Source organism: Pseudomonas sp. 1121_17 (assembly GCF_052850745.1).
Window position 1 is genome coordinate 423,739 of the sequence record NZ_VXCX01000003.1, and the last position, 19,262, is coordinate 443,000.

The 19,262-nt window shown below is 62.3% G+C and carries 18 protein-coding genes; 7 read left to right on the forward strand and 11 right to left on the reverse strand.

Annotated features, from left to right (window positions below; all coding sequences use genetic code 11):
• Positions 1–95 precede the first annotated feature (95 nt).
• A complete protein-coding gene (gene lptG / locus FW789_RS09510) occupies positions 96–1,157 on the reverse strand; it encodes an LPS export ABC transporter permease LptG (protein WP_101316912.1) in 1,062 nt (353 codons plus the stop codon).
• On the reverse strand, positions 1,144–2,265 hold the full coding sequence (gene lptF / locus FW789_RS09515; protein WP_103436198.1) for an LPS export ABC transporter permease LptF: 1,122 nt from the start codon (positions 2,263–2,265) through the stop codon (positions 1,144–1,146). The genes lptG and lptF overlap by 14 nt, the downstream gene beginning before the upstream one ends.
• A 299-nt stretch (positions 2,266–2,564) precedes the next feature.
• Between lptF and FW789_RS09520 the strand changes: the two genes are divergently transcribed.
• The 5 genes from FW789_RS09520 to rlmF all read left to right on the forward strand — a co-directional run bounded on the left by FW789_RS09520 (position 2,565) and on the right by rlmF (position 9,025).
• Complete coding sequence (locus FW789_RS09520) at positions 2,565–4,055, forward strand: leucyl aminopeptidase (RefSeq protein ID WP_446431370.1); 1,491 nt, start codon at positions 2,565–2,567, stop codon at positions 4,053–4,055.
• A 47-nt stretch (positions 4,056–4,102) separates the two neighbouring features.
• A complete protein-coding gene (locus FW789_RS09525) occupies positions 4,103–4,531 on the forward strand; it encodes a DNA polymerase III subunit chi (protein ID WP_103436196.1) in 429 nt (142 codons plus the stop codon).
• A 5-nt stretch (positions 4,532–4,536) separates the two neighbouring features.
• Positions 4,537–4,905: a DNA polymerase III subunit chi gene (locus FW789_RS09530; RefSeq protein ID WP_103436195.1), complete on the forward strand. Its 369-nt coding sequence runs from the start codon at positions 4,537–4,539 to the stop codon at positions 4,903–4,905.
• A gap of 149 nt (positions 4,906–5,054) precedes the next feature.
• A complete protein-coding gene (locus tag FW789_RS09535; protein WP_207072462.1) occupies positions 5,055–7,901 on the forward strand; it encodes a valine--tRNA ligase in 2,847 nt (948 codons plus the stop codon).
• Positions 7,902–8,068: 167 nt separating this feature from the next.
• Positions 8,069–9,025, forward strand: a complete 957-nt coding sequence (gene rlmF / locus FW789_RS09540; protein ID WP_103436193.1) for a 23S rRNA (adenine(1618)-N(6))-methyltransferase RlmF — start codon at positions 8,069–8,071, stop codon at positions 9,023–9,025.
• A 48-nt stretch (positions 9,026–9,073) separates the two neighbouring features.
• On the opposite strand, the gene FW789_RS09545 is transcribed toward rlmF, so the two are convergent.
• Positions 9,074–9,355: an HU family DNA-binding protein gene (locus FW789_RS09545; RefSeq protein ID WP_029613585.1), complete on the reverse strand. Its 282-nt coding sequence runs from the start codon at positions 9,353–9,355 to the stop codon at positions 9,074–9,076.
• A gap of 406 nt (positions 9,356–9,761) precedes the next feature.
• Here FW789_RS09545 and yejK point away from each other — a divergent pair, with 406 nt between their 5' ends.
• Positions 9,762–10,769 carry a nucleoid-associated protein YejK gene (gene yejK, locus FW789_RS09550; protein ID WP_446431371.1) on the forward strand — a complete coding sequence of 336 codons (1,008 nt, stop codon included), beginning with the start codon at positions 9,762–9,764 and terminating at the stop codon, positions 10,767–10,769.
• On the opposite strand, the gene FW789_RS09555 is transcribed toward yejK, so the two are convergent.
• Positions 10,750–11,049, reverse strand: a complete 300-nt coding sequence (locus FW789_RS09555) for a GIY-YIG nuclease family protein (protein ID WP_103436191.1) — start codon at positions 11,047–11,049, stop codon at positions 10,750–10,752. The two genes, yejK and FW789_RS09555, sit on opposite strands and share 20 nt — an antisense overlap.
• 56 nt (positions 11,050–11,105) lie before the next feature.
• Between FW789_RS09555 and FW789_RS09560 the strand changes: the two genes are divergently transcribed.
• Positions 11,106–11,972, forward strand: coding sequence for a hypothetical protein (locus FW789_RS09560; protein ID WP_446431372.1), 867 nt, complete (start codon positions 11,106–11,108; stop codon positions 11,970–11,972).
• A 6-nt stretch (positions 11,973–11,978) separates the two neighbouring features.
• Here FW789_RS09560 and FW789_RS09565 read toward each other — a convergent pair whose 3' ends face one another.
• The 7 genes from FW789_RS09565 to murA form a co-directional block, all read right to left on the reverse strand.
• On the reverse strand, positions 11,979–12,449 hold the full coding sequence (locus FW789_RS09565) for a nuclear transport factor 2 family protein (RefSeq protein WP_186697502.1): 471 nt from the start codon (positions 12,447–12,449) through the stop codon (positions 11,979–11,981).
• A 93-nt stretch (positions 12,450–12,542) separates the two neighbouring features.
• Positions 12,543–13,826: a CynX/NimT family MFS transporter gene (locus FW789_RS09570; protein WP_446431373.1), complete on the reverse strand. Its 1,284-nt coding sequence runs from the start codon at positions 13,824–13,826 to the stop codon at positions 12,543–12,545.
• 13 nt (positions 13,827–13,839) lie between these two features.
• Entirely contained in the window at positions 13,840–14,490 is a 651-nt protein-coding gene (locus FW789_RS09575) for a FadR/GntR family transcriptional regulator (protein WP_101316890.1), read from the reverse strand.
• A gap of 272 nt (positions 14,491–14,762) precedes the next feature.
• The gene (gene hisC / locus FW789_RS09580; protein ID WP_446431374.1) at positions 14,763–15,809 is read right to left on the reverse strand and encodes a histidinol-phosphate transaminase; all 1,047 of its coding nucleotides are present in this window, start codon (positions 15,807–15,809) and stop codon (positions 14,763–14,765) included.
• Positions 15,810–15,811: 2 nt separating this feature from the next.
• Positions 15,812–17,137 (reverse strand): histidinol dehydrogenase, encoded by a 1,326-nt coding sequence (gene hisD / locus FW789_RS09585; protein ID WP_103436186.1) that lies wholly within the window; start codon positions 17,135–17,137, stop codon positions 15,812–15,814.
• A gap of 126 nt (positions 17,138–17,263) precedes the next feature.
• Positions 17,264–17,899 (reverse strand): ATP phosphoribosyltransferase, encoded by a 636-nt coding sequence (hisG, locus tag FW789_RS09590; protein WP_101316884.1) that lies wholly within the window; start codon positions 17,897–17,899, stop codon positions 17,264–17,266.
• An 89-nt stretch (positions 17,900–17,988) separates the two neighbouring features.
• Entirely contained in the window at positions 17,989–19,254 is a 1,266-nt protein-coding gene (gene murA, locus FW789_RS09595; protein ID WP_103436185.1) for a UDP-N-acetylglucosamine 1-carboxyvinyltransferase, read from the reverse strand.
• Positions 19,255–19,262 lie beyond the last annotated feature (8 nt).

Here is a 19,262-nt window from a genome sequence, read left to right on the forward strand (position 1 = left end):
GCCGTAAAGGCGAAAGGGGCCCGATCAGCCACCAAAAACTCCGGATAAGCTCCCATTGAGCGCGAACAGCCCAAATATAGCCCGGACCGCCCCGGTCACCCCGCCCGACGCAGCAACCAAACCCCAGCCAACGCACAAATCCCCGCCGGCAACAGCACCGCCAACAACGGCGGGAAGCCAAACACCTGACTAGAAGGCCCCAGCAAATCCTGAGCAATCTTGAAGGTAAACCCAACCAGCACACCGGTAAACACCCGCTGCCCCAAGGTCACCGACCGCAACGGCCCAAAGATAAACGAGATCGCCATCAACACCAGCGCCGCCGTCACCACCGGTTGCAGCACCTTGCCCCAGAACGCCAACCAGTAACGCGCATTGTTCAGCCCCTGATCAGCCAGGTAATGGATGTAATCCCACAACCCGGTAATCGACAGCGACTCAGGCGCCAACACCACGGTATTGAGCAGCTCAGGCGTAACCGACACATCCCAACGCTCTTCCGGCGCCTTGATCACCTCAGTGTGATCCCCGCGAAAGTGCGTAGTAGTGACGTCATTCAGCTGCCAATGATCAGTGCTGTAGGTAGCACGACGAGCAAAGCTCGAGGTGATGATCTTGCGCTCGGCATCAAAGCGATAACGGGTCACACCCAACAACAAGCCATTGGGCTGCACCGAGTTGATGTGCACATACTCATCACCCTGCCGGTGCCACATACCGCGCTTGGAGCTCTGCGCCTCACCGCCACCCTGAGCAAGCGACCGCTCGGCCTGCCCCTTGTTCTCCGTCACCGGCGCGATGTATTCGCCGATCAACAGACCAACCAGCATCAGTACCAGCATCGGTTTCATCACTGCCCAGACGATGCGCCCGATGGACACGCCCGCCGCACGCATGATGGTCAGCTCGCTGCTGCTGGCCAGGCTGCCAAGACCAATCAGACAGCCGATCAAGGCCGCCATCGGCAGCATCTCGTATAGCCGCCGCGGCGCGGTCAGTAACACGAAGTAACTGGCGTCGAGCACGCTGTAGGTGTCGCTCAGGTCACCCATCTCATCGATGAAGGCAAACAGCGAAGCCAGCCCGAGAATGATGCCGAGGACCGCCAGAATGGCCACCAGCACGCTCATGCCGATATAACGATCAAGCTTGGCCACGGGTCACCTCCGCGCGCCGTGCAGCCTGTTTCAGGCGCATCGGTTCCCAGTACATCAGGCCCAGGCCGATGAGCAGGAACAACCCATGCACCCACCACATGCCCAGGGCGATTGGCAGCTTGCCCTTCTCGAGGGCGCCGCGTACGGAAATCAGCATTGTCAGGTAAGCCATGTAGAGAAGAATCGCCGGCAACAGCTTGAGGAAGCGCCCTTGGCGTGGGTTGACCCGCGACAGCGGCACCGCCATCAAGGTCACGATGAATACCAGCAGCGGCAGCGACAAGCGCCATTGCAGCTCGGCGCGCTCACGCAGGCCCGTCTGGCCGAACAGCTCGGAAGTCGGGATGGCTTCACGCTCGGTGACTTCTTCGCTGACTTCAGGCTTGGGCAGCAAGACGCCATAAGTGTCGTACTTGATCGCACGGTAATCGGCCTGGCCGGGGTTACCGTCGTAGCGGTAGCCGTTTTCCAGCACCAGATAGCGGTTGCCGTCGGCCTGTACTTCCTGGTGGCCCTTTTCAGCCACCAGTACCGAAGGCGCGCGGTCCTTGGTCTTGTCCTGGTTGAAGCGCTTCTCGGAGATGAACACGCCACTGAGGTTGACGCGGTCGTCCGACAGTTGCTCGGTGTAGGTCACCCGCGAGCCGTCACGCAAGGTCTGGAAACGCCCAGGCACCAAGGTATCGAACTCGGTCAGCGCATCCTGCTGAGAGATGATCTGCTGGACCTGCGCGACGCCCTGCGGGGCCAGGCTCAGGCTCAGCCAGGCCACCAGCAGTGCCACCAGCGCAGCCGGTGCCAAGGTCATGGCGAGCAGACGCTGCTGGCTCATGCCGGTGGCAGACAGCACGGTCATTTCGCTTTCCAGGTACAGCCGGCCATAAGCCAGCAAGATACCCAGGAACAGCCCCAATGGCAGGATCAACTGCAGGAAACCCGGCAGCCGGAAGCCCATGATCAGGAACAGCACGCTCGGGTCAAGAACCCCCTGTGCGGCCTGCGCCAGGTATTTGATGAAACGCCCGCTCATGATGATCACCAGCAGCACAGCGCTGACGGCGCTCAAGGTCAGCAGGACCTCGCGGGACAAATAACGAAAGACGATCAAACCAGACACTCCTGGGTTGTCAGGGGCGGACGCCAAACAATGGCTTCAGACAGCCAAGACCAATGCCGGTTCGCCAGGGGCGAACCTCCATGTAAAGTGCGCGCATTATCCTGTGATTGCCCTCGCCTGTCACTTGGCTACGCATCAGCGCAGACATCGGGGTTGTCAGCACGCTTGCGCGAGGCTCAAACTGGCAGCTTTCCTGCTGGCACGCGAGTATGCGGCCAGGCTCGCATCGAGCGTATCCAGGGCTGACGAAAGCCCATGCGCTATCTGACTGACCATTCGGGGACCCGTACATGGAACTGGTTGTAAAGAGCGTAGCTGCTGCATCGGTGAAAACCGCAACTTTGGTACTGGCCGTTGGCGAAGGGCGCAAGCTCGGTGAAATCGCCAAGGCTGTCGACGAAGCCAGCAACGGCGCCATCAGCGCCGTGCTCAAGCGCGGCGACCTGGCCGGCAAGCCGGGCCAGACCCTGCTCCTGCACGGTGTAGCCGGCTTGAAGGCCGAGCGCGTGCTGCTGGTCGGCAGCGGCAAGGATGACCTTGGCGACCGCAGCTGGCGCAAGGTGGCCAACGCTGTCGCCGCCGTGCTGAAAAACCTCGGTGGCAGCGATGCCGTGCTGGCGCTGGACGATATCGCCATCACCGGTCGCGAAGGTCATTACGGCAAATACCGCCTGCTGGCTGAAAGCCTGCTCGATGGCGAGTACGTGTTCGACCGCTTCAAGAGCCAGAAAGCCGAGCCGCGCGCCCTGAAGAAAATCACCCTGCTGGCCGACAAGGCTGGCTTGGCCGAAGTCGAACGCGCCGTGCAGCACGCTACCGCGATTGCCAGCGGCATGGCCTTCACTCGCGACCTCGGCAACCTGCCGCCTAACCTGTGCCACCCGGTGTTCCTGGCTGAACAGGCCAAGGAGCTGGGCAAGACGCATAAGGGCCTCAAGGTCGAAGTGTTCGACGAGAAAAAAATCAAAGAACTGGGCATGGGTGCCTTCTATGCGGTCGGCCAGGGCAGCGAGCAGCCGCCACGCTTGATCGTCATGCAGTACCAGGGCGGCAAAAAAAACGAAAAACCCTATGTCCTGGTCGGTAAAGGCATCACCTTCGACACCGGCGGCATCAGCCTCAAGCCGGGCGCCGGCATGGATGAAATGAAGTACGACATGTGCGGCGCCGCCAGCGTGTTCGGCACCCTGCGCGCCGTGCTTGAACTGAAGCTGCCGATCAACCTGGTGTGCATCCTCGCCTGTGCCGAGAACATGCCGAGCGGCAATGCCACTCGCCCGGGCGACATCGTCACCACCATGAGCGGGCAAACCGTCGAAATCCTCAACACCGACGCCGAAGGCCGTCTGGTGCTGTGTGACGCCCTGACCTACGCCGAGCGCTTCAAGCCGCAGGCGGTGATCGACATCGCCACCCTCACCGGCGCCTGCATCGTCGCTCTAGGCAGCCACACCACCGGCATGCTCGGCAACAACGACGAACTGCTCGGGCAACTGCTCGACGCCGGCAAGCGCGCCGACGACCGCGCCTGGCAGCTGCCACTGTTCGATGAGTATCAGGAGCAGCTCGACAGCCCGTTCGCCGACATCGCCAACATCGGCGGGCCAAAGGCCGGCACCATCACCGCCGCCTGCTTCCTGTCGCGCTTTGCCAAGGCCTACAACTGGGCCCACCTGGACATCGCCGGCACCGCCTGGATCAGCGGCGGCAAGGACAAGGGCGCCACTGGCCGCCCGGTGCCGATGCTGACCCAGTATCTGCTCGACCGCGCCAACGCCTGACCGGGCACGGCGGCAGTCCGCAGGGGCTGCCGCCAACGGACTGAATCATGAGCCAAGTAGACTTCTATGTGCTGCCCACCGACGCCCTCGACGCACGGTTGGATTTTGCCTGCAAGCTGTGCGAGAAAGCCTGGCGGCTGGGCCATCAGGTGTACCTGCATTGCGAGGATGCCGACCAGCGCGCTCAGCTCGACCAACGCCTGTGGCAGTTCAAGGGCGAAGCCTTCGTGCCCCACGATCTGGCCGAGGTCGATGCCAACGCCGTGGTGGTGCTGGGCCTGGGCAACGATGCCGGCAGCCATGCCGACCTGCTGATCAACCTTGGCGGCGAAGTGCCAGGCTTTGTCGGCAACTTCCAGCGTGTAGCGGAAATCGTCGTCGAGGCGCCAGCGATTCGCGAGGCGGCCCGAGAACGGTTCCGTTTCTACCGGGAACAGGGCTATGCTCTGCACAATCACCGCCTACAGCGACTTTAACGACGATGGACAAGCCTTCTTCTCTGCCTACCTCCGCCCACCTGCTGGATGATCTCGAGTCGATTCGGGTGCTGCTGGGCGACGACAACCTGCAACCGCCGCTGCTGACCGATACCGTCGAGCAAATCCCGCTGGTGCTCGACGAGCCGCAAGGCAACCGTGCGCCGACGCCCGTGGCCGAAATCGAAGCCGAGGACGACAACGCTGCCCAGGCGCGCCGCCAGGACACCTTGCTGCGGCTGGACGCCGAGCTGCGCGCTGCTGCGCAGTTGATCATGCAGGACGTCATCAACGACTACACCCCGCACATCGAGACCGAAATCAAACGCCGTCTCGATGCCCGAATGGAGCGCCTGCTCAAGCGCCCCGAGTAACCGCACAGCCCGCAGTGCCGCGTAGCGGCGGCTGGCGAAGTCTGCACGCAGCACTCGCCGCGATCGACTCAGGCGCCTGTCGCGTGCAACCAGCCGCTCCGTTATACTGCTCGGCTTTCCCGAATTAATGCCTAAGGGTCCCGCCGCGCATGGATAAGACCTACCAGCCGCACGCCATTGAAACTTCCTGGTACAACACCTGGGAGTCCGAGAACTACTTCGCCCCACAAGGTGCAGGCGAGTCCTACACCATCATGATCCCGCCGCCAAACGTGACCGGCAGCCTGCACATGGGCCATGGTTTCAACAACGCGATCATGGATGCCCTGATCCGCTTCCGCCGCATGCAGGGTCGCGACACCCTGTGGCAGCCGGGCACCGACCACGCCGGTATCGCCACGCAGATGCTGGTAGAGCGTCAGCTCGAGGCCAAAGGCCAGAGCCGCCACGATCTGGGCCGCGAACAGTTCCTCGACAAGGTCTGGGAATGGAAGGAACAGTCCGGCGGCAACATCAGCCGGCAGATCCGCCGTCTGGGCTCGTCGGTCGACTGGAGCCGCGAGCGCTTCACCATGGATGACGGCTTGTCCGATGCGGTCAAGGAAGCCTTCGTGCGTCTGCATGAAGACGGCCTGATCTACCGCGGCAAGCGCCTGGTCAACTGGGACACCAAGCTGCACACGGCGATCTCCGACCTTGAAGTGGAAAACCACGACGAGAAGGGCCACCTGTGGAACCTGCGCTACCCGCTGGCCGATGGCGCCACCACCGCTGATGGCAAGGACTACCTGGTAGTTGCCACCACTCGCCCGGAAACCCTGCTGGGTGACGCGGCGGTTGCGGTCAACCCGAGCGACGAGCGCTATCAGGCGCTGATCGGCAAGTTCGTTAAACTGCCGCTGGTCGGGCGCCTTATCCCGATCATCGCCGACGACTACTGCGATCCCGAGTTCGGCACCGGCTGCGTGAAGATCACCCCGGCCCACGACTTCAACGACTATGAAGTCGGCAAGCGTCACAACCTGCCGCTGCTGAACATCTTCGACAAGAATGCGCTGGTGCTGGCCAACGCCCAGGCGTTCAACCTCGACGGCAGCCTCAACGATCAGCTCGACGCCAGCCTGCCTGCGCAATACGCCGGCCTCGACCGCTTTGTCGCGCGCAAGCAGATCGTTGCCGACCTGGATGCCCAGGGCTTGCTGGTCAGCGTCGATGACCACGCCCTGAAGGTGCCCAAGGGCGACCGCTCCGGGACCATCATCGAGCCGTGGCTGACCGACCAGTGGTACGTGTCGACCAAGCCGCTGGCCGAGCCTGCGATTGCGGCCGTTGAAGACGGCCGTATCCAGTTCGTGCCCAAGCAGTACGAAAACATGTACTTCTCGTGGATGCGCGACATCCAGGACTGGTGCATCAGCCGTCAGCTGTGGTGGGGCCACCGCATCCCGGCCTGGTACGACGAAGCCGGCCAGGTCTACGTTGGCCGCAACGAAGCCGAAGTCCGCGCCAAGCATCAACTGGGCAGCGACATAGTGCTGCGTCAGGACGACGACGTGCTGGATACCTGGTTCAGCTCGGGGCTGTGGACCTTCTCCACTCTCGGCTGGCCCGAGCAAACCGAGTTCCTGAAGAAATTCCACTCCACCGACGTGCTGGTCACCGGTTTCGACATCATCTTCTTCTGGGTTGCCCGGATGATCATGCTGACCATGCACCTGGTGAAGAACGAGGACGGCACCCCGCAGGTACCGTTCAAGACTGTCTATGTGCACGGCCTGGTGCGTGATGGCCAAGGCCAGAAGATGTCCAAGTCCAAGGGCAACGTGCTTGACCCGCTGGACATCGTCGACGGTATCACTCTCGATGCCCTGCTGGAAAAACGCACCAGCGGCATGATGCAGCCAAAACTTGCCGAGAAGATCGCCAAGCAGACCAAGGCCGAGTTCCCGGAAGGCATCGCCAGCTACGGCACCGATGCCTTGCGCTTCACCTTCTGCTCGCTGGCCTCGACCGGTCGCGACATCAAGTTCGACATGGGCCGCGTCGAAGGCTATCGCAACTTCTGCAACAAGATCTGGAACGCCGCGCGCTACGTGCTGGACAAGGGCGAAGACTGCGGCCAGAACGGCGAAGCCTACGAGCTGTCGCTGGCTGATCGCTGGATTATCTCGCAGCTGCAGCGCACCGAAGCCGAAGTGACCCGTCAGTTGGAGCAGTTCCGCTTCGACCTGGCCAGCCAGGCGCTCTACGAGTTCATCTGGAACCAGTATTGCGACTGGTACCTGGAGCTGTCCAAGCCGGTCCTGTGGGACGAAAACGCCCCGATCGAGCGCGCCCGTGGCACGCGTCGCACGCTGGTGCGGGTACTTGAAGTGGCACTGCGCCTGGCGCATCCGTTCATGCCCTTCATCACCGAAGAGATCTGGCAGCGCATCGCGCCGCTGGCCGGCGTCAGCGGCAAGACGATCATGCTGCAACCGTGGCCGGTGGCCAACGAGAGCCGTATCGATACCGTTGCCGAAGGCGATATCGAATGGCTGCAACAGCTGATGAACGGCCTGCGCAACATCCGCGCCGAGATGAACATCGGCCCGGGCAAACCGCTGCCGCTGTTCCTCAAGAACGCCGGTGGCGAAGACCAGCGCCGCCTGCGGGAAAACGAACCATTGCTGAAAAAGCTGGCCAAGGTCGAGTCGTTCACCGTGCTCGGTGAAGCCGACGAAGCGCCGTTGTCGGCGACCGCACTGGTGGGTGATCTGCAGGTGCTCGTGCCGATGGCTGGGCTGATCGACAAGGATGCCGAGTTGGCGCGCCTGAACAAGGAAATCCAGCGTCTGCAGGGCGAAGTCCAGCGCGTCGGCGGCAAACTGTCGAATGCTGCCTTTGTCGACAAGGCACCGCCTGCGGTGATCGACAAGGAACGCGCCAAGCTGGCCGAAGCCGAACAGGCACTGGCCAACTTTACCGAGCAGCATGCGCGGATTGCAGCGCTGTAACTCGACATTGCTGACCTGAGCGGCGAGGGCTTTGCCCTCGTTTCGCGACACAAGGCCGCTCCTACACCGACCGCGCTCACCTAGACTGACGCGGTTACTGTAGGAGCGGCCTTGTGTCGCGAAAGGGCCGCAAAGCGGCCCCAAGGCTTGCAACACCGGATCCGACCATGACCGCAAAACCCAACCTGCACCCAAGAAACCGCCACCAGGGCCGTTACGACTTCCCCGCCCTGATCAAGGCCCACCCTGACCTTGGCCGTTTCACCATCACCAACCCCTACGGCAACCCCAGCATCGACTTCGCCAACCCCGAAGCCGTGCGCGTGTTCAACCGCGCACTGCTCAAGGCTCAGTACGGTATCCAGCACTGGGATATCCCGGCCGACTACCTGTGCCCGCCGATCCCTGGCCGCGCCGATTACCTGCACGTCCTCGCCGATCTGCTGGCTGCCGATAACGGCGGTGAAATCCCCCGCGGCCCTCAGGTACGCGCGCTGGACGTCGGCGTCGGCGCCAATTGCATCTATCCCCTGCTCGGCCACAGCGACTACCGCTGGAGCTTCCTCGGCTCGGATATCGACCCGGTGGCGCTGGCTTCGGCCAAAGCCATCGTACAGGCCAATGGCCTCAACAAGGCCGTTGCCCTGCGCCAGCAAAGCAACAGCAAGCACATCCTCAGCGGCCTGCTACAGCCCGACGAGCGATTCGATGTGACGCTGAGCAACCCCCCCTTCCACAGCTCGCGCGACGAGGCTACCCGTGGCAGCCAGCGCAAATGGAAAAACCTCGGCAAGCAAGACCCCAAGCGCAAGCTGCCGGTGTTGAACTTCGGCGGGCAAAACAATGAGCTGTGGTGTGAAGGCGGCGAAATCCGCTTCGTCAGCCAGCTGATCAGCGAGAGCGTCGCCTGCGCGCCGCAGGTGCTGTGGTTCACCAGCCTGGTATCCAAGGCGAGTAACCTGCCGGTGATCGAAGCCGCACTGAAAAAGGCTGGCGCCGTAGCAGTACAGACGCTGGCAATGGGCCAAGGGCAGAAACAGAGCCGCGTGGTTGCCTGGAGCTTCCACGACGCAGCTGCGCGCAAAGCCTGGCATGCGCAGCGCCAGGGCAAATCGCAGGCGTAAAAAAACCGCGCCCGGCAAGCCGGGCGCGGTTTATCGAAGCGTCGACAATTACTTGTTGACGGCGTCGGTCAGCACTTTCGCAGGTACGAACTTGACGACTTTCTTGGCAGCGATTTCGATGGCAGCGCCAGTCGAAGGGTTGCGGCCGGTACGGGCAGGACGCTCCGAGACTTTCAGCTTGCCGATGCCTGGCAGAGTGATTTCGGCGCCGTTTTCCAGTTGGTCGGCAACGATCTGGCCAAGTTGCTCCAGGGCGTTACGAGCGGTGGTTTTTGGCGCGTCGATTGCTTCGGCGATGTCGGCAATCAGTTGGTCTTTGGTCAATGCCATGGTGGTGTTCCTTCCCTAAAAAATTCAGAGGTTATGCAGCATGCTACGTCGGTATCGGGCCAGCCCGGTAATTCCGGCGGGCCGCGCCAATTGCGTATGTAGATACACAAATCGGCGTTTGGTTCGACATAACGCAAGTGATCTGCCAGCGATGCGCCATTGATGCAGCGCAAGACCGCGAAAAGTATCACAGGACCGGATAAATATCCGCTGTCGGGGCCGATTTAATGCAGGTAATTCGGGGCTTTTCACATAAATTGGCAAAAATTGAACAAAAAACCAGCAACCGCTATTTGTGCCAACTTCTGGCCAGTGCATCTCTGGTGGTCTGGGTTAAACTTAGCCACTTTGCCCAGCGCCCCGCGAGTACTCGCAAACCGCGCTCCAGCTACTGCCGAGATTTTCCATGCCTATCCGTCATTGCATCGTCCACCTGATCGACAAGAAGCCCGATGGCAGCCCCGCCGTGCTCCACGCACGGGACAACGAGCTGGCCGCATCGGATGCCATCGAAAACCTCCTGGCCGACCTCAACGACAACTACAACGCCAAGCAGGGCAAGGCCTGGGGGTACTTCCATGGTGAGTCCGGTGCCTACCCGTTCAGTGGCTGGCTCAAGCAGTACCTGAACGACGAGCAAGGCTTCACCGCCTTCAGTCGCACCGCCGTCGAGCACCTGCAAAAGCTGATGGAAGAGTCAAACCTCTCCACCGGCGGCCACGTGCTGTTCGCCCATTACCAGCAAGGCATGACCGAGTACATGGCGATTGCCCTGCTGCACCACAGTGACGGCGTGGCCGTGAACGCCGAGCTCGACGTAACGCCCTCGCGCCACCTAGACCTGGGGCAGTTGCACCTGGCCGCACGGATCAACCTGTCGGAGTGGAAGAACAACCTCAACTCCAAACAGTACATCTCGTTCATCAAGGGCAAGAACGGCAAGAAGGTCTCGGAGTATTTCCGCGACTTCATCGGCTGCCAGGAAGGCGTCGACGGCCCCGGCGAAACACGCACCCTGCTCAAGGCGTTCAGTGATTTCGTCGAGAGCGAAGACCTGCCGGAAGAGTCCGCGCGCGAGAAGACCCAGACGCTTGTCGACTACGCCACCAGCCAGACCAAGATGGGCGAGCCGGTCGGCCTTGAAGAGCTCTCCAGCCTGATCGACGAAGAGCGGCCCAAGGCGTTCTACGATCACATCCGCAACAAGGACTACGGCCTGTCGCCAGAGATCCCGGCGGACAAACGCACGCTGAACCAGTTCCGCCGCTTCACCGGCCGTGCCGAAGGCTTGTCGATCAGCTTCGAGGCGCACTTGCTCGGGTCAAAAGTGGAGTATGACGAAGAAGCCGGCACCTTGATCATCAAGGGCCTGCCAACCCAGCTGATCGATCAGCTCAAGCGTCGGGCTGAGTAAAACCAGACCAGGAAGCGACCAAGGCTTCCTTGGCCGACTTGCGCAGCTTCTTCACCAGCCGCTCCTGACGCAACGCCTCGGAGCGGTCTGGCCAGGCTTCGACATAGACCAGCGCCTGCGCCGGGCTGGTCTTGAAATAGCGCGCACCACGCCCCTGCTGGTGCACTTTGAAGCGGCGCTGCGGATCATCACTGATACCGCAGTACAGCGAGCCATTCAGCGCGCGCACCAGGTATACGTACCAGGGTTTTTCCGCCCGAGGCGGAACTTGTTCACTCACGACTTTGCTCCTGCCCGGCATTAGCTTGATGAGCCCCACATAAACAGGGCTTCATCATGTCCAAGAAAATCTTCGCCGCAGCGCTGCTCGCTACCTTCGGCGTGGGCGCCAAGGTAGCTCACGCTGATATCGGCCCGCAGACCGCACAACGCCTCCAGGACAACTACGACAATGTCGTCAGCAACTGCGGTGGCAGCGCCGAGCCTGCGCACGCCTGCTCCGGCGTGCTGCTGCGCTCGACCCGGCCTTCGCCGGATTATCACACCTGGGATCATAGCCAGAACAGCAAGGCCAAGGGAGGCGTTTCGTTCTCGTACCTGCGCGCCGACATTACCACCTCAAACCTCGCCGAAGATGCCCGCAGCGGGCTGATCCTGTACCCATTGATGCAGCGCCCGGGCCTGTCACTGCGCTATCAGGTGCTCTGCGCCTGGCCAACCGATGGCGATTCCTGGGAGCGTAACGAGCAAGGTTGCGGCGATAACGCGCAGACTGCGCAGACCGAGATGGCCTGCCACAAACAAGGCATCCTCACCGCCGCCGACTGGATCGAGAACTACCGCAGCAGTAGCGATTACAAACGTCAGTGCGCCTTCGATGTGCGCGACCAGCGCATTCCCGAGCGCGCCGATGCTTTCTACCAGGCCATCGTCACCCAACGCGACTACGCCGCCGAGCTGCCGTTTCCTTGGAACGAGGTGATCATCGCAGCGTGGGATGAGGCCGAGTCGCACCGACTGCCGATCAAGGCTTTTTTCTACATCGACGGCAAGTACAACGCACTGCAGCAGGCGCAAGCAGACCAGAGCGACTGGCAACGTACCAATGGCTCGGTGATTCCAATCATTCGCCTGGACCTCGCCAGCGCGGCCACTGCTCGATTCAGCTACCACCCGGAGGAACAGGCGGTTGGTGCAGACTAGACCAGCTCAACGGGCTCCGGTAAACGCCTGCAAGCCCTTGCGCGCTTGCTGACGCACCTTGTTCTGCAGCAGCGGCGTCCAACCCAGCAGCACGCCAGGCATGCCCAATGCCTGGCGCGACCAGCGCCACAGGTCGAAGTTGTCATGGTGTTCGGTGATCAGACCGTCCTCGATCACGAACCGTGCGCGGATATCGTTGATCACGGTACGCCCGGTCTGGCTGAACAGATAGGTTGCCACCCAACGCGCGCTGGCGCCGCCTGGCTCGGCACGCACTTGATCGAAGGTCAGGCTGAAGTTTTGCGCGCGCGAGGTGAGCATGCGCCACATGTCGCCCGCCTCCTGATCGCGCAAGGTACCGAAGACCGGGTCAGTGAAGACGATGTCCGCGCTGTAACAGGCGATCATGGCCTCGGCATCCAGACGCTGGAACGCCTGGTAGAAGCGGGTAATCAGGGCGTGTGAGGTGTCGCTCATGCGTGGCATCCATGGTCTGGGTCAACAGCGGCACGATAAAGCCAGACGCCAGGGATTGCCACGCTCATTTGCCAGGTGAATGCCAGGCCCTGCTCAGCCTTGGATACGCTCACAGGTCACCTGTACATGCAGCGCCCGGCCGGCCTTGAGGCCAAACAGGATGGCACCGCCACCGATCACGGCAAAGATCCACCCCAAGGCAGCCCAGCCGCCCGTCAGATCATGCACCACGCCAACGGCAAAGGGTCCCATCGACGCCAGGGTGTAACCGACGCCTTGAGCCATGCTCGACAGATTGGCGGCCACGTGGGCATCTTTGGAGCGCAGCACGATCAGGGTCAGCGCCAGGGCGAAAGTGCCGCCCTGCCCCAGCCCAAGCAATACCGCCCAGCCCCACAGCCCACCCAACGGCGCGTACAAGCAGCCAAACAAACCCACCAGTGTTACCAGCATGACCAGCACAATCGCCAGCCGCTGATCCTTGCCGCGGGTCGCCAGCCACGGCGCACTCAGCGCGCTGATCAGCTGCACGATGACCGAACCGGACAACACCAGCCCTGCTTCGGTGGGGCTCAGGCCACGGCCAATCAGAATCGACGGCAGCCAGCCAAACACGATATACGCCAGCGACGACTGCAAGCCCATGTACAGCGTCACTTGCCACGCCAGCGGGTCACGCCACAGGCCACGCACGCGATAAGCGACCTTGTGCCCGGCATGCCGCTGCTTCGCCTGCGGCAACCACACCAGCATCGCCAGCAGCGCCGGCAGCATCCAGAAGCCCAGACCGAGCGCCCAGCTGTCGCCCAAGGCGTGGCTCAGCGGCACGGTGGCGCCAGCGGCCAGCGCTGCACCCAGGCACAAGGCCATGGTGTAGACACCGGTCAAAGTCCCGGCATGCTTGGGAAAGTCGCGCTTGACGATACCGGGCAAGAGCACGCCAATGACGCCGATACTCGCCCCCGCCAGCAGGCTGCCGAGAAATACGCCGGTCGCGCCGAACGTACTGCGCAGGACAATCCCCAGGGCCAACGTGAAGAGAATGCCCAATACCACCCGCTCACTGCCGAAGCGGCGTGCCAGCAACGGCGCCAGTGGCGCAAACAAACCCAGGCACAGCACCGGCAAGGTCGTCAGCAGGCCCGACTGCGCAGCACTCAGGCCCAGGCTCTCGGCAACCTGGCCGAGTACTGGCGCCATGCTCGACAAGGCCGGCCGCAGATTCAGCGCAACCAGCACCAGCCCCAACAGCAACAGCCAGGGCCGGTGAATGGCTGGCGGCTGCTGCACCTGTTCGTCATCGGCCTCGGCATCGATCAGCAGTTCATCCAGTTCGGTCTCACGCACAGGCGCAGAGCGGGTCAGTTGGTCAGCCATGATGGTCTCGCAGTCAGGATTCGATAAGGGCCCGGCACAGACGCTTTGCCCGTTCCGGATCGCGTTGTTCAACCGCATCGAGAATCTCTCCGTGCAGATCGAACACCGCCTGGCAGCGCGGCAGCGCGCTCATGTTGCGTTCCAGGGCAGCGGCCACCACACCGGAGAAGTATCGGTACAGCTCGCTCAAGGCAGGATTGTGCGCGGCATCGACCAGGCGCTGGTGGAACAGCAGATCGCAGTGCACATAGGTATCGAGGTCGGCGTGATAGTGCTCGGCGCTGCCGGCAAGGGCTGCGCGTAGCTCCAGCAGGTCCTGCTCGGTGCGCCGCAGGGCTGCCAGACCAATAGCTTCAGCCTCGAGAATGTGGCGGGTCTCGCGCGCCTGTTCGGGCGTGCAGCGGGCCATGGCCTGGATCGCGTGGAGCGGATCCTGCGCGGTACGCAGGTAGCTGCCATCACCCTGGCGGACTTCGACCAGGCCGCTGAAAGCAAGCACGCGCATGGCCTCGCGTACGGTATTGCGGCTGATGCCCAGCTCGGCGGCCAGCTCTGGCTCGGTCGGCAGGCGCTCACCTACTTTCCAACTGCCCTCGACGATACGCCGGCGCAATTGCTCGACCGCCAGCTCAACCAGCGAACGCTTGATCAGTTCGTTTCCCATGTCACAGCCAACTCAACCAATCATCCTATGAATTATCGGATTGTAACTGAAAGCTGGCCTGCCGCCACTTGGCATTTTTGTCAGTTGCGGCTGCGGTGCGGCTTTGGGAGGCTGTAGCGCTTTTTTACAGGGCTGGACGTGAATGCGTAATCACATAGCCATGGGTATCGTCATCGGGCTGGTGGTACTGACGCTGTTGCTGTTGGCGATCGTCATCAAGTCCGATGAGCAAAGCCGGCCCTCGCAAGTGAGGGCCGGGCCGCCTGGCTTACTCAGCCCAGGGCATCGACCAGCGCCTGGTTCATCTGCGGCGTACCGATGGTGATGCGCAGGAACTGGGCAACTCGCGCTTGTTTGAAGTGACGCACGATCACCCCTTGCTCGCGCAGGCGCGCCGCAAGCTCGGCAGCATCGTGCTGCGGGTGGCGGGCAAAGATGAAGTTGGCCGCTGACGGCAGCACCTCGAAACCCTTGGCCTGCAGCTGCGCGACCAAGGCCTCGCGGCTGTCGATGACCTGGCGACAGGTCTCGTCGAAGTACTCGCGGTCCTCGAACGCTACAGCGGCGCCGACGATCGCCATGCGGTCGAGCGGATACGAGTTGAAGCTGTTCTTGATCCGCTCCAGCGCATCGATCAGGTCCGGGTGGCCGACCGCCAAGCCTACCCGCAGGCCGGCCAGCGAGCGCGACTTGGACAAGGTCTGGGTGACCAGCAGGTTGTCGTAACGGTCGACCAGGCTGATCGCCGTCTGGCCGCCGAAGTCGATGTAGGCTTCGTCTACCACCACCACCGAGTCAGGGTTGGCCTGCAGCAACTGCTCGATCGCCTCCAGCGCCAACAGGCAACCCGTAGGCGCGTTCGGGTTGGGGAAGATGATGCCGCCGTTGGGCTTGGCATAATCTTCGACGCGGATCTGGAACTGCTCGTCCAGGGCGATCTGCTCGAACGGAATGCCGTACAGGCCGCAGTACACAGGATAGAAGCTGTAGCTCACATCAGGGAACAGCAGCGGCGCGCCGTGCTGGAACAGGCCATGGAAAATGTGCGCAAGTACCTCGTCCGAGCCATTGCCGACAAACACCTGGCCGCTGCTCACCCCGTAATACTCGGCAACAGCCTGCTTGAGCCGGTCACTGTTAGGGTCCGGGTACAGCCGCAGGTTGTCGTTCAGCTCCCCACGCATGGCCTCCAGCGCCTTGGGCGACGGGCCATAGGGGTTTTCATTGGTGTTGAGCTTGATCAGGCGGGTCAGCTTGGGCTGCTCGCCGGGTACGTAAGGCACCAGGTTCTTGACGAATGGGCTCCAGAATCGACTCATGTTTAGTTGCCCTCGGCAGTGGTGCGGATACGGTATTCGGCGCTGCGGGCGTGGGCCGTCAGCGATTCGCCACGGGCCAGCACCGATGCGGTGTGGCCGAGCTCGGAAGCGCCCTGCTCGGAACAGAAGATGATCGACGAGCGTTTCTGGAAGTCATACACACCCAGCGGCGACGAGAAGCGCGCAGTGCCGGAGGTCGGCAGGACGTGGTTGGGGCCTGCGCAGTAATCGCCCAGCGCCTCGCTGGTGTGACGGCCCATGAAGATCGCACCGGCGTGGCGGATCTGCGGCAGCCAGGCCTGCGGGTCGGCAACCGACAGTTCAAGGTGCTCCGGAGCGATCCGGTTGGCCACTTCGATGGCCTGCTGCATGTCGCGCACGTGGATCAGTGCACCACGGCCATTGATCGACTTCTCGATGATCTCGGCGCGCTCCAAGGTCGGCATCAGCTTGTCGATGCTGGCCGCCACCCGATCCAGAAACTCCGCATCCGGGCTGACCAGAATGGCTTGGGCATCTTCATCGTGCTCGGCCTGGGAGAACAGGTCCATGGCGATCCAGTCCGGATCGGTCTGGCCGTCGCAGACCACCAGGATTTCCGACGGGCCGGCGATCATGTCGATGCCGACCTGACCGAACACATGGCGCTTGGCGGTGGCCACATAGATATTGCCCGGGCCGACGATCTTGTCGACCTGCGGCACGCTCTCGGTGCCGTAGGCAAGCGCAGCCACGGCCTGAGCGCCGCCGACCGTGAACACCCGGTCAACCCCGGCGATGCAGGCCGCCGCGAGCACCAACTCGTTGAGCTCGCCACGCGGCGTCGGCACCACCATGACTACTTCGCCAACCCCGGCAACCTTGGCCGGAATCGCGTTCATCAACACCGACGACGGATAGGATGCTTTGCCGCCGGGAACGTACAAGCCAGCGCGGTCCAGTGGCGTGACCTTCTGGCCAAGCACGGTGCCGTCTGCTTCAGTGTACTGCCAGGAGTCCTGCTTCTGCCGCTCGTGGTAGCTGCGCACGCGCTCGGCGGCTTTTTCCAGGGCTTCACGCTGGCTCGCGGTAATCCGCGTAAGCGCAAGCTCCAGCCGGTCACGGTCAAGAATCAGATCGTTGATGGAGGTCGCCTGCACGCCATCGAAACGCTGGGTGAACTCGACCAAGGCGGCATCTCCGCGCTCACGGACGGCTTTGATGATGTCGAGCACGCGCTGGTTGACCGCGTCATCGGACACACTCTCCCAGCTCAGCAGATGATCCAGATGTCGGGCGAAATCCGGATCAGCGGCGTTGAGACGGGCAATTGCAGTGGACACGGTCATGGCGAGGGCCTCGAATAGTAGCGAATGCTCAGGCGCCCTAGGCTACCAGTCGATCCGCGCGGGCACCTGAGAAAATTGGCTATGGCGCGGATAGACGGGCACGACAGCGAAGGTCGTGCGCAGGAGTCAACCGCGGTGTCGCGACTCGACCGCTTGGCGCAGGGTGTCGATCAGGCTCTGGATGCGCGCATGCTGCATCTTCATCGAAGCCTTGTTCACTACCAGACGCGAGCTGACCATGGCGATCAGCTCTTGCGGCTCGAGGCCGTTGGCACGCAGGGTATTGCCGGTGTCGACCACGTCGATGATCTTGTCGGCGAGGTTGATCAGCGGTGCCAGTTCCATCGAGCCGTACAGCTTGATGATGTCGACCTGACGGCCCTGTTCGGCATAGTAACGCTTGGCAACATTGACGAACTTGGTGGCCACACGCAGACGGCCCTTAGGCTCGGGTGCGCCGACAACACCGGCGGTCATCAGCTTGCAGCAGGCGATCTGCAGGTCCAGCGGCTCATACAGGCCCTGGCCGCCGTACTCCATGAGCACGTCCTTGCCAGCCACACCGAGGTCGGCCGCCCCATGCTCGACATAGGTCGGCACGTCGGTGGCGCGCACGATCAGCAGGCGCACGTCATCCTGAGTCGTGGGGATGATCAGCTTGCGGCTCTTGTCCGGGTTCTCGGTGGGCACGATACCGGCTTCGGCCAGCAACGGCAGGGTATCGTCGAGAATGCGGCCTTTGGATAGCGCGATGGTCAACATGGCAAACGTCGGTCCTTAAGCGGCTACAGCAGCCGGGAGCAAAGCCCGGCTGCATTGAATTCGTTGGCGCGTCCTTGCGCCTGGGCAGGTTAGCCCGGTACGCGGCGGATCTTCGCGCCGAGCATTTGCAGCTTCTCTTCGATGCACTCGTAACCACGGTCTATGTGGTAGATGCGGTCGATCAGGGTGTCGCCCTCGGCAACCAGAGCCGACAACACCAGGCTGGCCGAGGCACGCAGGTCGGTGGCCATCACTGGCGCGCCCTTGAGGGTCTTGACCCCGGTAACGATGGCAGTGTTGCCTTCGACCTGGATGTGCGCGCCCATGCGGTGCATTTCATAAACATGCATGAAGCGGTTTTCGAAGATCGTCTCGATCACTGCACCAGTGCCTTCGGCAATGGCGTTGAGCGAGATGAACTGGGCCTGCATGTCGGTCGGGAACGCCGGATACGGAGCGGTGCGCAGGTTGACGGCTTTGGGCCGCTTGCCATGCATGTTCAGCTCGATCCAGTCTTCGCCGGTCGTGATATCGGCGCCGGCTTCCTTGAGCTTCTCGAGTACTGCTTCAAGGATGGTCGGATCGGTGTCCTTGACCTTGACCCGACCGCCAGTGACAGCAGCTGCCACCAGGTAAGTGCCGGTTTCGATACGGTCAGGCATGACCCGGTAGTGAGCCGAGTGCAGACGCTCGACGCCATCGATGGTGATGGTGTCGGTGCCTGCGCCCTGGACGTTGGCGCCCATGGCGATCAGGAAGTTGGCCAGGTCGACTACTTCCGGTTCGCGCGCGGCGTTCTGCAGAACGCTGCGGCCGCGGGCCAGAGCAGCAGCCATCATGATGTTTTCGGTGCCGGTCACGCTCACCGTGTCGAAGAAGAAGTGCGCACCGCGCAGGCCGCCTTCAGGCGCCTTGGCCTTGATGTAGCCGCCTTCGACTTCGATTGTTGCACCCATGGCTTCCAGGCCGCGGATGTGCAGGTCAACCGGACGCGAACCGATCGCGCAACCGCCAGGCAGGGCAACTTCAGCCTCGCCGAAGCGGGCAACCATCGGCCCCAGTACCAGAATCGAGGCGCGCATGGTCTTGACCAGCTCGTACGGCGCAACCAGTGTCTTGATTGCACGCGGATCGATTTCGACTGCCAGCTTCTCGTCGATTACAGGCTCGATGCCCATGCGCCCGAACAGCTCGATCATGGTGGTGATGTCGTGCAGATGCGGCAGGTTGCCGACGGTCACTGGACCATCGCACAGCAGCGTTGCTGCAAGGATCGGCAGGGCAGCGTTCTTTGCCCCGGAAATGCGGATCTCGCCATCGAGACGAGGGCCGCCAGTAATAATCAGTTTGTCCATTAGGATCT